This window comes from Oceanobacillus caeni (genome assembly GCF_019037185.1).
Classification (GTDB): domain Bacteria; phylum Bacillota; class Bacilli; order Bacillales; family Amphibacillaceae; genus Oceanobacillus; species Oceanobacillus caeni.
The window spans coordinates 20,759-34,686 of sequence record NZ_JAHHXM010000033.1 but is presented as its reverse complement, the minus strand read 5'-3'; the positions used below and the strand labels follow the sequence as shown (position 1 = coordinate 34,686).

The 13,928-nt window shown below is 37.1% G+C and carries 14 protein-coding genes; 13 read left to right on the top strand and 1 reads right to left on the bottom strand.

Features of this window, described 5'->3' with window-relative positions; all coding sequences use genetic code 11:
• Nucleotides 1-388: 388 nt before the first annotated feature.
• From KM885_RS14555 to KM885_RS14535, 5 genes are all read left to right on the top strand, one after another.
• Complete coding sequence (locus tag KM885_RS14555; protein WP_165589202.1) at nucleotides 389-541, top strand: hypothetical protein; 153 nt, start codon at nucleotides 389-391, stop codon at nucleotides 539-541.
• A gap of 18 nt (nucleotides 542-559) precedes the next feature.
• Nucleotides 560-1,027 (top strand): cytochrome c oxidase subunit II, encoded by a 468-nt coding sequence (locus KM885_RS14550; RefSeq protein WP_060668554.1) that lies wholly within the window; start codon nucleotides 560-562, stop codon nucleotides 1,025-1,027.
• Between the two features lie 13 nt (nucleotides 1,028-1,040).
• Nucleotides 1,041-2,720, top strand: a complete 1,680-nt coding sequence (locus KM885_RS14545; protein ID WP_060668553.1) for a cbb3-type cytochrome c oxidase subunit I — start codon at nucleotides 1,041-1,043, stop codon at nucleotides 2,718-2,720.
• 356 nt (nucleotides 2,721-3,076) lie between these two features.
• Complete coding sequence (locus KM885_RS14540; protein ID WP_338113685.1) at nucleotides 3,077-3,595, top strand: SCO family protein; 519 nt, start codon at nucleotides 3,077-3,079, stop codon at nucleotides 3,593-3,595.
• Nucleotides 3,595-4,167, top strand: coding sequence for a hypothetical protein (locus KM885_RS14535; protein ID WP_047186301.1), 573 nt, complete (start codon nucleotides 3,595-3,597; stop codon nucleotides 4,165-4,167). Before KM885_RS14540 ends, KM885_RS14535 begins: the two co-directional genes overlap by 1 nt.
• Before the next feature lie 38 nt (nucleotides 4,168-4,205).
• Here the strand turns inward: KM885_RS14535 and KM885_RS14530 are convergent, their stop codons facing one another.
• Nucleotides 4,206-4,898 carry a Crp/Fnr family transcriptional regulator gene (locus tag KM885_RS14530; RefSeq protein WP_047186300.1) on the bottom strand — a complete coding sequence of 231 codons (693 nt, stop codon included), beginning with the start codon at nucleotides 4,896-4,898 and terminating at the stop codon, nucleotides 4,206-4,208.
• 482 nt (nucleotides 4,899-5,380) lie between these two features.
• On the opposite strand from KM885_RS14530, the gene KM885_RS14525 reads away from it, so the two are divergent.
• From KM885_RS14525 to narJ, 8 genes are all read left to right on the top strand, one after another.
• Nucleotides 5,381-5,620 (top strand): DUF2249 domain-containing protein, encoded by a 240-nt coding sequence (locus tag KM885_RS14525; RefSeq protein WP_047186299.1) that lies wholly within the window; start codon nucleotides 5,381-5,383, stop codon nucleotides 5,618-5,620.
• A 70-nt stretch (nucleotides 5,621-5,690) separates the two neighbouring features.
• Nucleotides 5,691-6,815: a TIGR04053 family radical SAM/SPASM domain-containing protein gene (locus tag KM885_RS14520; RefSeq protein WP_047186298.1), complete on the top strand. Its 1,125-nt coding sequence runs from the start codon at nucleotides 5,691-5,693 to the stop codon at nucleotides 6,813-6,815.
• A gap of 211 nt (nucleotides 6,816-7,026) precedes the next feature.
• Nucleotides 7,027-7,443: a hemerythrin domain-containing protein gene (locus KM885_RS14515; protein ID WP_204798758.1), complete on the top strand. Its 417-nt coding sequence runs from the start codon at nucleotides 7,027-7,029 to the stop codon at nucleotides 7,441-7,443.
• A 19-nt stretch (nucleotides 7,444-7,462) separates the two neighbouring features.
• Nucleotides 7,463-7,783: a hypothetical protein gene (locus KM885_RS14510; protein ID WP_204798757.1), complete on the top strand. Its 321-nt coding sequence runs from the start codon at nucleotides 7,463-7,465 to the stop codon at nucleotides 7,781-7,783.
• Nucleotides 7,784-7,836: 53 nt separating this feature from the next.
• Nucleotides 7,837-8,127, top strand: a complete 291-nt coding sequence (locus KM885_RS14505; RefSeq protein WP_145543267.1) for a hypothetical protein — start codon at nucleotides 7,837-7,839, stop codon at nucleotides 8,125-8,127.
• The gene (locus KM885_RS14500; protein WP_204798756.1) at nucleotides 8,111-11,788 is read left to right on the top strand and encodes a nitrate reductase subunit alpha; all 3,678 of its coding nucleotides are present in this window, start codon (nucleotides 8,111-8,113) and stop codon (nucleotides 11,786-11,788) included. The genes KM885_RS14505 and KM885_RS14500 overlap by 17 nt, the downstream gene beginning before the upstream one ends.
• Nucleotides 11,778-13,286 (top strand): nitrate reductase subunit beta, encoded by a 1,509-nt coding sequence (narH, locus tag KM885_RS14495; protein ID WP_047186293.1) that lies wholly within the window; start codon nucleotides 11,778-11,780, stop codon nucleotides 13,284-13,286. The genes KM885_RS14500 and narH overlap by 11 nt, the downstream gene beginning before the upstream one ends.
• Nucleotides 13,283-13,885 carry a nitrate reductase molybdenum cofactor assembly chaperone gene (gene narJ / locus KM885_RS14490; protein ID WP_047186292.1) on the top strand — a complete coding sequence of 201 codons (603 nt, stop codon included), beginning with the start codon at nucleotides 13,283-13,285 and terminating at the stop codon, nucleotides 13,883-13,885. The genes narH and narJ overlap by 4 nt, the downstream gene beginning before the upstream one ends.
• Nucleotides 13,886-13,928: the final 43 nt, after the last annotated feature.

The window sequence follows — 13,928 nt, the reverse complement described above, 5'->3', positions numbered from 1 at the left end:
CCATATTCATCCCCTAATTTCTATCTTTTTCTACTATAAGATTATCAAATGAATAGGACACTTTCTAAAATTGTCTATTTTACTGATACAATAACATGAGCTATCACGGACAAAACTGCATTCGAAATAGCCTGAAATGTCCATGAGAGGTTGTCACGAACAAAGTTGCATTCAAAATACCTCGAAATGTCCGTGATAGTACCAACCAACAGACAAAGTACCCACCCCCCCACACAAACCCCCCTACTGAATAAAGTTTCAAATTACCAAAAAAATGAATGAATTTCACAAGTGTGCGGTAAATCACATGAAAGTTGTGATTTGGTTCACTTTTCCCTCTATCATTTCAATCTACAATATAGATAAGAGGATAAGGGAGGGATTAAAAGTGGAAAGAAATAAAGGTGTTATTCCGAAAAATGATCTCTATAAAGATGAAAATTCATTAAAAGGTGCATTATTTTCTTCTATTGTATTTGTTGGTGGAACGATTGTAGCTTTTATCGTCTTACTCATCGTTTTTTATATGATTCGAATCTAAATGAAGGAGGTTAACCTGATGAAAATGCATCGTGCTGAAGAAATTTGGTTAATTGTTGGTGTAGCTATTCTTGTGCTTTCCATGGTGTTTACTGGATACCAAGCGTTTGCCCAAGGAATGGCACCACCAAGTAATACGGAAACATTAGATCCACAAAAGGTAGATGAACATGCTCCATTTGATAATCCAGGTGTGTTTGAAATAGGAGAAAATGAATATGAAGTAGTTATGACACTACAAGCATTTAGTTTTACTCCAAATGAAATTGAAATATCGGCGGGTTCTGAAGTTCATTTTACGTTAACTTCTAAAGATGTCGTTCATGGCTTTCAAGTTGCTGGAACGAACATTAATGCAATGGTAACGCCAGGTTATATTCAACGAATCTCGCAAAAATTCGATGAACCTGGTGAATACCTTGTACTTTGTAATGAATATTGCGGAGCAGGTCATCAGTTGATGGCAACGACGATAACCGTTAAATAAAGGAGGGGAAGGGATGGAATTAGTGGAAAAACGTAATCTTTCAAAAAAAATAAACTATGTTGCTGGATTTCATCAAGATGATGCTCGACTCAGCTTAACGTATCTCGCAGTAGCATTTCTCGTATTATTAATTGGAGGTTTTCTAGGTTTATTTCAAGGATTAAATCGAGCAGGATTGCTGGAGTTACCAAGTTGGTTTGACTACTATCAAACGCTAACAGCACATGGCATTTTATTATTATTAGTCTTTACAACATTATTTACAGTCGGCTATTTTTATGCAGCTCTATCCCATACGTTAGGCGGCCTATTACCTAAAGTTCGGAAAATGGGTTGGATTGCATTTGGAATGATGATGATTGGGGTTGCCTTTGTTGCAACAACTATTGTTATGGGGGATGCATCCGTTTTATATACCTTTTATCCACCAATGCAAGCTTCCCCGTGGTTTTATATTGGTTTAGTTTTTGTTGTTCTAGGTATTTGGATTGCTGCATTTGGAGCGTTTATAAATATCGCCAATTGGAGAAAAAATCATCGTGGAAAACATACTCCATTATTAGCATTTTTTGCAACTGGTGTATTTGTACTACTATTTTTCGGAAGTATTGGAGTAACTGTTGAAGTGTTCATGCTTATTCCATGGGCTTTCGGTTGGACGGAAACCGTCAATGTTATGCTTAGCCGTACGCTGTTTTGGAGCTTTGGTCATACATTAGTTAATATTTGGTATTTAACTGCTATTTCAGCGTGGTATGTTGTTGTACCAAAGGTTATTGGCGGTAAATTATTTAGTGATGGCTTAACTCGATTAGTTGTTATTTTGTTAGTTATATTAAATATCCCAGGTGGGTTTCACCATCAAATTATTGATCCTGGTATTACAGAAACTTGGAAATTTATTCATGTATTTATGAGCCTATCAATTGCATTTCCATCCTTGATGACGGCCTTTGCAATGTTTGCTGCATTTGAACGGACAGGAAGAAAAAAAGGAGCAAAAGGATTATTAGGTTGGTTCAAGAAATTACCTTGGGGTGATGTCCGCTTCTTAGCACCATTTATTGCGATGGTTGCATTTATATTTGGTGGTGCAGGTGGAATTGCACAAACAAATAATCAGTTAAATCAAGTTGTCCATAATACGTTATGGGTAACGGGTCACTTTCATTTAACAGTTGGTGTTACAGTAGTTCTTACCTTCTTTGGAATCGCCTATTGGTTAATTCCACATCTTTCCAAGCGTGAATTAACACCGCGAATCAATCGATTAGGTATTTATCAAACCATTATTTGGACAGTTGGTATGATCTTTATGTCTGGTTCTATGCATTGGGTTGGATTATTAGGGGCGCCTAGAAGAAGTTCTTTTTCTACTTATGGTGATCAAGCAACTGCTTTAAGTTGGGATCCGTATTTGTTCTTATTAGCTATTGGAGGAACACTACTTATCATTGGAGTTATCCTCATGTTTTATATCGCAATCCACTTAATGTTCTTTGCACCAAAAGGAGAAACTGAATTCCCGATTGCGGAAGCTGAAGAAAATGTAATGCCGACTCCAAAATGGACAGAGCGCTGGGGGTTATGGATTGTTATGTTTTTGGCAATTGTAGCTATGGGATATGTAGTGCCATTAATGGATATTATCGTTAATGCACCACCAGGATCCCCGCCATTTAGGACTTGGTAAACAAACATTCTTCTTTTTAAAGAGTGAGGATATGAGGTTGGAACATAACGAAATGTTTAACTCAAATGACGAAGAATCCCACAGAATTAGCGGAGTATATTTCCGAAGCGGTTTATCTACTCCATAACTTCTGTAAAGTTCGGATTTCTCTTTTTATAAAACATTTTTGATTTTTATAAAGAGATAAAGAAAGATAAAATTTTGAAGCATTAATTTCCTTAAAAAATATAGGGTGTGATCGGATGATCAAAAATAAAAATACAATATCCTTATGTGTAGTTGTCTTATTTGGAGTTGTTCTGTTTTTTATTGAAACAGATGGATTTCAAGCTTTTACTACGGAATAGGCAAGAACCATGAAATTGGTAGAGGAACAACCGGTATTTCCAGATGTAACATTAGAGGATAGTAAGGGAAATATATACTCCTTTTCTGAATTCAAAGGGAAATACGTAATGATAACATTTGTTTACACAACATGTACATCTGTATGTCCAGAATTAGAGATGAATCTATTTAATGTCTATGATCAAGTACCAGAAAAATATATAGGGGAAGATATTGTATTCTTAAGTATTAGTTTTGATCCTGAGCGTGATGATGTTGAAACCTTAGAAAAGTATCGTCGCCTTTTTGGAAGTGACGGGGAAACATGGCGAATGGCAAGAGTACCAAATGCTGAAGAATTGCATAGTTTACTAGATGAATTTGGCGTTATTGTTATTCCCGATAATCAAGGTAATTTTACTCACAACTCTGCCTTTTATCTTGTCAACCCACAAGGGAAATTAGTAGATGTAATGGATTACCAAAAGGTGGATGAAGCAGCAAGCAAGCTAATGAGCATTCTTGAAAATGAGGTAGGTGATAAGTAATGAAGCAAGCTATATATGGTTTAGTACTGTATCTATTTCTTATGCTCCCACCGGTAATTACATTATCTGAATCTATTATGGTCGTCCATATGCATATGCAAATACCGCTTCTCGTAATAGTTGGAATGCTATTTACACCGTATTTAAAAGATAGATTTCCTAATGTTTTTGAGAACTGGAATTATAATGGAATACCAGGAATCATGCTATTTATGATTATCGTAATCTACTGGATGATTCCTCGTGCGATGGATGAAGCACTTGCGATATCAACTATTGAGATTTTTAAATTTATCAGCTTGCCATTTTTAGCAGGAATACCTTTACGGGATAGCTGGAGTAATCTTAATACTTTAGGAAAAAATATCATTTTTATTTGTTTGATTTTAATATCAAGTGCTATGGCTTGGTTATACATCGCTATTCCTACACAAATATGTAACAATTACCTCATCGTAGAACAAAAAGCACTTGGCTGGACATTTTTACTAATAGGTTTATGTCTCTTCATTTATTTTGTTCAATCTCTATTTATAAAAGATTATAGCCTAGAAGAAAGTGAAAATGAATAAAGGTATACCATTCCTTTTGGATTGGAATACCTTTATTATTAAAACAATTCTTCCTTTAATCTCTTTGTATCAAGAACGGTTCTTCCTTTTGTATCCGTAAAAACTAACTTTTTCCTCTTTAATTGGGTTAATGTTCTACTAACCGTTTCACGACTAGAGCCTATCATGTTAGCAAGATCTTTATTGGTAAACTGTGTTAGCAGAGTAATTTCTTCATTTCCATTCATTCTACCGTGTTTTTTCCCTAACCGAATTAATAATAGGATGATCTGTTCATATGTATTGCGAAGAATCTTATCTTCTAATCGATTTTGTAAATCTACAATTTTATCACCTAATACTCGGAAGATTTTAACACTGACCTCAGGGTTATTAATAAGAAAATCTTCAAATAAATGAATGGGAATATAGATTAAATGAGCATCCTCCATTACTTCCGCATGTGCAGGGTAATTATCATTTCTAAAGAATCCTTGGTGAGGAAACATTTCTCCAGCACTTAAAACATTAATAATTTGCTCTTTTCCATGGATGTCTGTTCGATAAATTTTAATCTTACCTTGATGAATAAAATAAACATTCTCTAATGGATCCCCCTGCATAAATATGTGTGTTCCATGTGGGTAGTTACGATTTCTTGCTAATTCAACTACATGATTTATTTCGTGATCCTCTAAACTTTTAAAAAGTGGGAAACGCTGTAGTAATTTTTTTATCGATTCAGGATACATTTCACTCCACCTTTCTATGTCAAATTTTATCTCACCTTAAGCTCCTGGGGAACAAAGAAGGTAGGTGGGAGATCGACTGCCCGTAACCATTAGCGGGGATGAAGGACTCCCCACTGATAGAAGTCTTCTTTATAAATATCCTATCACGAAGATAATTCTTATGTTGTGAGAAATATCATTCTATATTAACCGTGAGTAAAATCACGTTTCATAAGTGCGTTTTGTCACAATGAATGGAGCTATTATATTGTATCTTAAATTTATGCCACCCTAAACGTGCAGTAAGACTCTCACCTAAAGCTTCTTGGGAAAGAAGGAGATCAACTGCCCGTAAAGGTCCGATAAGTGCAACTAACCATCAATGGGGGATGAAGGAGCCCCTCACCGATGGAAGTCTTCTTCATAGGAGGAGTACCTAAATTCCAAAATTAGTTTACTCCAAAATATAGCAAATGATTATGAAAAGAAACGGAGGGATTCACATGAACGAAAAACACTATACCATTAAACTTCATGCACCAGACATTGAACCAAAAATTCGACATCCCAAAATATTTGAAGCGTTTGACCAATTAAAATCTGGTGAAATAATGCATCTGTCCAATGACCACAATCCGAAACCATTATATTATCAATTTTTAATGGAAAGAAAAAATCAATTTAGTTGGGAGTATTTAGAAGAAGGCCCCGACTTGTGGCAAGTGAAAATTAAGAAAAAATAACACCGAATAAGTCCTTGAGTTAGACAGGGACTTATATTCACAGATACGTGTAACTAAAGGATGGGAAATTATGTTTAATAGAGATTATAATCAAAATCCATTTATTGTAATATGGGAATTAACACGTGCATGCGCATTGCATTGTTTGCATTGTCGTGCAGAAGCTCAACACCATAGACATCCACTCGAATTAACTTTTGAAGAAGGAAAGAAATTAATTGATGATATTTATGACATGGATAATCCCATGCTTGTGTTCACAGGGGGCGATCCACTGGAGCGGCCAGATGTATTTGATATTGCAGAACATGCCATTAAAAAAGGTGTACGTGTTTCCATGACGCCTTCCGCAACACCAAATGTTACCAAAGAAGCAATGAAAAAAGCAAAAGATATTGGTCTTGCTAGATGGGCATTTAGTATCGATGGTCACTGTAAAGAAATCCATGATCACTTTCGTGGGACTGAAGGATCATTTGATTTAACAATGAGAGCAATTCAATATTTGCATGAACTAAAGATGCCTTTACAGATTAATACGGTTATTTCTAAATATAATCTTGATTATTTAGAGGAAATGGCAGAAATGGTCGAGAGCCTAAACTGCGTATTATGGAGTGTGTTTTTCCTTGTTCCGACAGGTAGAGGAAAAGAATCAGATATGATTTCTCCTGCAGAACATGAAAAAGTGTTTAGATGGTTATATCAATTATCCAAGCGAGTTCCTTTTGATATTAAAACAACCGCTGGTCAACATTACAGACGAGTAGTGATCCAACAAAAGATGCGTGAACACAAGGGAATGAGTGATAAGGAACATATCTTTTATGAAGATGCTGTAAATCAGGGAAAAACCGGACAGATTGATGGATTAGGTCGTGCACCTAAAGGAGTAAATGATGGGAATGGATTTGTATTCATTTCTCATATTGGCGATGTATACCCTAGTGGATTATTGCCAATTAAGGCAGGAAACGTTCGTGTTAACCCACTACAAGAAATTTATAGAGAATCCGAGGTATTTAAAAATCTTCGAAATCCAGACAAATATAAAGGGAAATGTGGGGTTTGCGAATTTAGACATGTTTGCGGTGGTTCAAGATCTAGAGCATATAATGCAACAGGAGATTATATGGAAAGTGAACCGTACTGTGTATATATACCTAAAGTAATGAGGAAAAAAGGCAAAAGGTAAACGGAATAAGATAAGAAAAAATGCGACTTAATATTCAAGTTAAGTCGCTATTTTTATTTCGTGAAATTTGTCGAATTCCCTGAGATATTCAAAAATGAATTGAGAAATGTCTTCTTATAAATAACTTCTTTTTTTGTATAAAAAAGGAAAAGGAAACTCATAATGGATTATGTATATCATTTACGTGATTAATCTAAAGGGAGGGAAGCATATGTCGGGTAAGGGATTAAAGCATGTGGATAGTCATTCCGCTATACATGAGGCGGCTTTAGAAGAGGCAAGGGAACTTAATGGAATCCTTGGTAAATTAGTAAACAATAATCAAACGGACAAGGCGTTAGAAATTGCATATATAGCTGTTGAACATTGGGAGACAAGAACATTACGTCATGCAGATGCGGAAGAAGAAGGGTTATATAAGGAGCTTGTAGAGGAATCTCCAGAATTAAAAAATGACGTTGTTGCACTAACTAGGGATCATGACATATTACGTTTTTTAGTTAAAGAAATTAAACAATCACTTGAAACGGAAGGATTTAATCAAGGTGTTCTGGAAATGCTCCACACTTTAGTACATGTTGATGCCTTTCATAATCAAGAAGAAGAGAGAATACTACCCCACCATTAGGCCGTAAGAGGTGATAGTTTTGAGTAATAAAACGAAAAAGAGTCAAAATCAAGTACGGTCATTAATTTCGGTTTCCCCTAAACTTTATCGGTATATTACATCTGAATTAGAAAAAAGATACCATATTCATTCCTATGACCTTCAAGCAGGTGCAATCACAAAAGAAAATGGAATCCATCTCTTTGTAAGATTTGGTGAGCATTACAACAATGAAAAAGATCAATTTCTAACGAATGAAATGTTAGAAGATGAAAAAGTCTTAGAATCATTCGTGGAAGAAGTTGGGGAAGCGTGTAAGCAAGTGATGATTGATGACTATTTTAATAAAATGGCACCTTAATTGTTTTAATTTTGCTTAAAATAACCGGCACTCCATATGAAGGAGGAGAAAAAATGTTTTTATTCGAAAATCAAGCTGATTTTGTCCAGGATCGTGAAGATTTGTTGCAAGTATTGCGAATGCGGTTTGGTGATATAGCTCCTGGTATAGTTGAAGCCATTTACATGATTGATGATTTAAACACGATAGAACGTTTAATCCTAGTTGCCGCAAACGCACCAACTTTAGGGATTTTTTTAGAAGAAATGGAAGCGGGAGAAGGGAATTTCCGAATGGTTGGTGAACGATTCAATCCAATTGAATCCATGCTTGGAGGAGGCTATTCTAATGGCGAAAAAAAATAAATTACTTGAACATTTCAAGTATATTAAACGTGGAAAAAAAATTAACGATGGTTGGACGGAGGAAAGTCCACGTTCAAGGGATGCCGAGGATATTTATCGTCGCAGATGGGCACATGATAAAATTGTGAGATCTACGCATGGTGTAAATTGTACAGGTTCATGTAGTTGGAAAATTTATGTGAAAGACGGGATTATTACATCCGAAACGCAACAAACGGATTACCCATCTACAGGTGATGATTTTCCAGAATATGAGCCACGTGGCTGTCCAAGGGGTGCCAGTTTCTCATGGTATACATATAGCCCAGTAAGGGTGAAATATCCATATGTTCGTAGTGATCTATATGAATTATGGAAATCTGAAATAGCTGTAGCTGAGAACCCTGTAAAAGCATGGGAAAACATTCAAAATGAACCTGAAAAGCGTAAGAAGTATGTAAAAGCACGTGGAAAAGGTGGATTCGTTCGTGCAGATTGGAAAGATATCTGCCAAATGATAGCTAGTTCCATCATTTATACGATTAAAAAGTATGGACCAGACCGGGTTGTAGGATTTAGTCCAATTCCTGCAATGTCCATGGTCAGCTATGCGGGGGGAACAAGATTTCTTTCTTTAATTGGTGGTACCATCCTGAGTTTCTATGATTGGTACGCAGATCTTCCTCCAGCTTCTCCACAAGTTTGGGGCGATCAAACAGATGTACCTGAAAGTGCTGATTGGTATAATACGAAATATTTTATTATTTGGGGTACCAATTTACCGCAAACGCGTACGCCAGATGCTCATTTTATGGTAGAGGCAAGATATAACGGAACAAAAGTGGTTGGGGTAAGTCCGGATTATGCAGAGTATGAGAAGTTTGCTGATATGTGGCTTCCCGCTAGAGCTGGTACAGACGGAGCTCTTGCGATGGCAATGACACATGTTATTTTGAAAGAATTTTATGTTAACCAACAGACACCGTACTTCATTAACTATGTTAAGAAATTTACGGATCTGCCATTTCTTGTTATTTTACGTGAACATGGAGATGAGTATCGTACCGATCGTTTCTTAAGAGCATCAGATTTAAATGGTACGGAAAAATTAGGTGAATGGAAAACAGTGGTTTGGGACGAACAAACAAACCAAATGGAAATTCCAAATGGCACCCAAGGCCATAGATGGGACAATGGTAGTAAGTGGAATCTCGAACTCCAAAAGGAAGACGGTTCCATAATTGATCCAAAATTGAGTTTCATTGATGACTCAGACGAGGTTACCCAAGTTTCATTTCCTTACTTTGCGGAAGAAGAAGGTGGAACTGTTCATCGCGGTGTTCCAATTAAATATGTAACGGATATAAAAGGGAACAAATTAAAGGTTACAACTGTCTATGATTTAATGATGGCACATGTTGGTGTGGATCGGCATCTTCCAGGGGATTATCCTACAGATTATAATGATCCGAAACCGTATACTCCAGCATGGCAAGAGAGCATAACAGGTGTAAATAAAAACCATGTCATTAAAATAGCAAAAGAGTTTGCGGACAATGCTGCCAGAACGAAAGGTAAGTCTATGATTGCAATGGGTGGTGGAACAAACCACTGGTATCATAGTGACCAAATTTATCGTTCCATTTTAAACTTGATTCTCTTAACCGGTTCCCAAGGTGTGAATGGTGGTGGCTGGGCCCATTATGTTGGACAAGAAAAAGTACGTCCTATAGAAGGTTTTAGCGTGGTTGCTTTTGCGAATGATTGGGGAGCTACACCAAGACATCAAAACGGAACATCATTTTTCTATTTTGCAACCGAACAATTCCGTTATGAAGAACAGGTTGAAGAAAAGGAAACGAATTGGGGAAGTAAGTACTCATATATGCATCCGGCAGATATGAATGCTCTCTCTGCTAGGTTAGGATGGCTACCATCGTTCCCACAGTTCTCACAAAACTCTATTGATATTGTGAAGGAAAGTAGAGAACAAGGGGCGAGTTCAAATAAAGAAGTTATTGATCATGTCGTACAACGAATTAAGTCTGGAGATTTGGAATGGGCCATTGAAAATCCGAATGACCCTCGTAATTTCCCAAGGGTTTTCTTTAACTGGCGATCAAACCTTCTTGGTGACAGTGGAAAAGGTCATGAATATTTTGCTAAACACCTTATTGGTGGCGAAAACCAGGTTATGACCGATACAAAGAATTCTTGGCAACCAGAAACGGTAAACGTCTCTGAGGAGGCTCCAGAAGGGAAAACTGATCTTTTTGTTGCGATAGATTTCCGTATGACAAGTTCAGGATTATTCTCAGATATCGTCTTACCAGCAGCCACATGGTATGAAAAATTTGATATTAGTACGACGGACATGCATCCATTTATTCATCCATTTAATGCTGCCATATCACCACCATGGCAAGCGAAAAGTGACTGGAATACGTTCCAGGAGATTGCTAAAGAATTTTCCAATCTAGCAAAAGAACATTTACCAGAAACAGAAGAATTGATGATGAAACCACTTGCACATGATTCACCTGATGAAATCGCTCAAGTTCACGGTAAAATTAAAGATTGGCGAAAGGGCGAAGTGGAAGCCATACCTGGAAAAACGATGCCAAACTTGCACGTTATTAAGCGTGACTACCCAAGTACCTATGAAAAAATGACAACTATTGGTCCCAATTTAAAGAACGGTTATGGTGGAAAAGGCGTCAAAATACCAGGTGAAAAGGTCTTTGAGGAGCTTAAGAGTAGACTCGGGGTTTCCAAACGCGAAGGTATTGGAAAAGGAAATCCAGATCTATCAACAGATAAAAAAGCGATTAATGCGATTTTATTAATGTCTGGTGCTTCTAATGGAAAACGTGCTGTAGAGGGCTGGAAATCGATGGAAGCTAAGACAGGTCAGAAGTTAACTGAAATTGCAGAAGCAAGAGAAGAAGAAGATTTTACCTTAAAAGAAATAACTGTCCAACCACGAACATCGATTTCTACCCCAATGTGGAGTGGGATGGAAAAGGATGGAAGACGCTATTCGCCATTTACAGTGAATACGGAATACAATCTTCCATGGCACACACTTACAGGAAGACAAAGTTTCTATTTAGATCACGAGGTGATGTTAGATTACGGTGAGGGGCTTCCATTATATTTACCACCATTAAATAAAGGTCCATTTATTAAAACAGATAAAGGTGTAGAAGAAAATGGAAAGTCTATTACGGTTCGCTATTTAACCCCACACCAAAAATGGGGAATTCATACGATGTTTACGGAAGCAAAACACATGGCACAACTATTTAGAGGCTGGCAAGTTGTTTGGATGAATGAAGAAGATGGACATTCTATTGGTATAAAAGACAATGACTTTATTGAAGTGTATAACCGAAATGGAGCAATTGCTGCCCGTGCTGTTCTGACGTATCGTATTCCAAAAGGTATGGTTTATATGTACCATGCGCAAGATCGAACAATGGGGGTGCCTGGAACTGCCGTTAATAAAAAACGTGGTGGAACCCATAACAGTGTTACGAGAATCACATTAAAAGGAACTCATATGATCGGTGGTTATTCACAATTGAGTTACGGCTTTAACTATTATGGTCCAACAGGTCATCAGCGCGATACGATGGCTATAGTTAGGCCGCTTAGGGAGGTTGATTGGCTTGAGAATTAAGGCACAAGTTGCCATGGTTATGCACTTGGACAAGTGTATTGGATGCCATACTTGTTCTGTAACCTGTAAAACAACGTGGACAAACCGTCCTGGGACAGAGTATATGTGGTTTAATAACGTGGAAACAAGACCGGGTCCAGGGTATCCGAAAAGATGGGAAGACACGGATCGCTATAAGGGTGGATGGAAATTAGAAAACGGCAAACTTAAGCTACGTGCTGGAGGACCGATTTCCAAGCTTGCCAATATTTTCTACAACCCAAATATGGCTGAAATGGAAGATTTTTATGAGCCTTGGACCTATGATTACGATAATTTAATTCATAGTCCGAAGAGAGAGAATCTTCCTGTTGCGAGACCTTATTCGGAAATTACAGGTAAGTATATGGATAAGCCAGAATGGGGTTCAAACTGGGATGATGACTTAGCAGGGGGAAGTGAAATTGTTCCCCTTGATCCAAATGTAGAAAAACTGCAAGAACATATTAAAATGGAATACGAAAAAACATTTATGATGTATTTACCAAGAATTTGCGAACACTGTTTAAACCCATCATGTGTTGCTTCGTGTCCTACAGGCGCTTTATATAAACGTGATGAAGACGGAATCGTATTAGTAGACCATGATGCATGTCGTGGCTGGCGTTTCTGTCAAAATGGCTGCCCGTATCATAAGGTTTACTACAATTGGAATACGCATAAAGCAGAAAAGTGTAATTTCTGTTATCCAAGAACAGAAGCTGGATTGCCAACTATTTGTTCTGAAACATGTGTTGGACGAATTCGATATATCGGAGTCGTTCTATATGATGCAGATAAAGTGAAGGAAGCTGCTTCAGTTGAAGACCCACAAGATTTGTATGAGGCACAACTTTCTTGTTTCCTTGATCCTTTTGATCCAGAAATTCAAAAAAAGGCTAGAGAAGCTGGTATAAATGATTCTTGGCTAGAAGCGGCTAAAGAATCTCCGGTTTATAAAATGGCGATGAAATGGAAGATTGCTCTACCATTACATCCAGAATATCGGACAATGCCAATGGTTTGGTATGTTCCTCCATTAAGCCCAATCATGAACCACATTACAAATGAGGAGGAGCTAGATACGGACGGTTATATTCCAGCAGTAGACCAAATGCGTATTCCTATAGAGTACTTAGCATCCATTCTAGCTGCAGACGATAAAGAAGTAGTTCGAAAAGTGTTATTGAAATTGTCTGCTATGCGTGTCTACATGCGTGGTAAAACTGTTGGTGGGATTGACGAATTTCGTCAGAGCGAGTTAGTCAAAGCGGCGAACACTTCTCCAGAAGAATTAGAAGAAATGGCCAGACTTTTAGGTGTGGCAAAATATGATGAGCGGTATGTCATTCCAACTGGACGAAGGGAAATGGATGATGATCTTTATTATAAACAAGGAACATGTAGTTTAGAGGATTTGGCGCCGCAAGAAGGGGTTAATCCAAGATTCGGCATGATGAAAGTGAGAGACAATCTATGAACGAGAATAAAAGAGTCATTCTAGTGATGGCTTCTCGATTACTTGGATATCCTAGCGAAGATTTTCACATACTAATGAAGGATATGGATGAACTCATTGATGAAACGATTAATGATGAAACGGTAAAAGAAGAATTAAAAAATTGTTATGCACCGTTAGGAAAAGTGAAATCCATAGACGTTCAAGAATTGTATGTTGAAACCTTTGATTTAAAATCAAAATTAGGTCTCTATTTAACTGCTCATGAACTAGGGGATAGCAATAAGCGCGGAGCTGCATTAATTAAGTTACAAAAAATAATTAGTCAAGCAGGCTTCGAAAGAGTAGGAGAAGAATTGACAGATTACATTCCAATGTTGCTGGAGTTTCTCGCATTATCTCCAAAAACAAAGGAAGTGGAACGTTTAGAAAAACGCATTTCAGTAGCTATTAACTACATGCTAGAACACATAGAGAAGGAAAATCCATATGCTGGAATTCTTTCTATGTTAATGAAGTACGTATTCTCACCTCCTACTGAAGAGGAAATGAAGCAATTAGAAGCAGGTAGAGAAGAAGCAGACTTAGAAGAACTACCATACCCTATTATGTACAAATAAACCTAATTATTTCAAAAGGTTGTTTTAAAGAATAAATTTCACT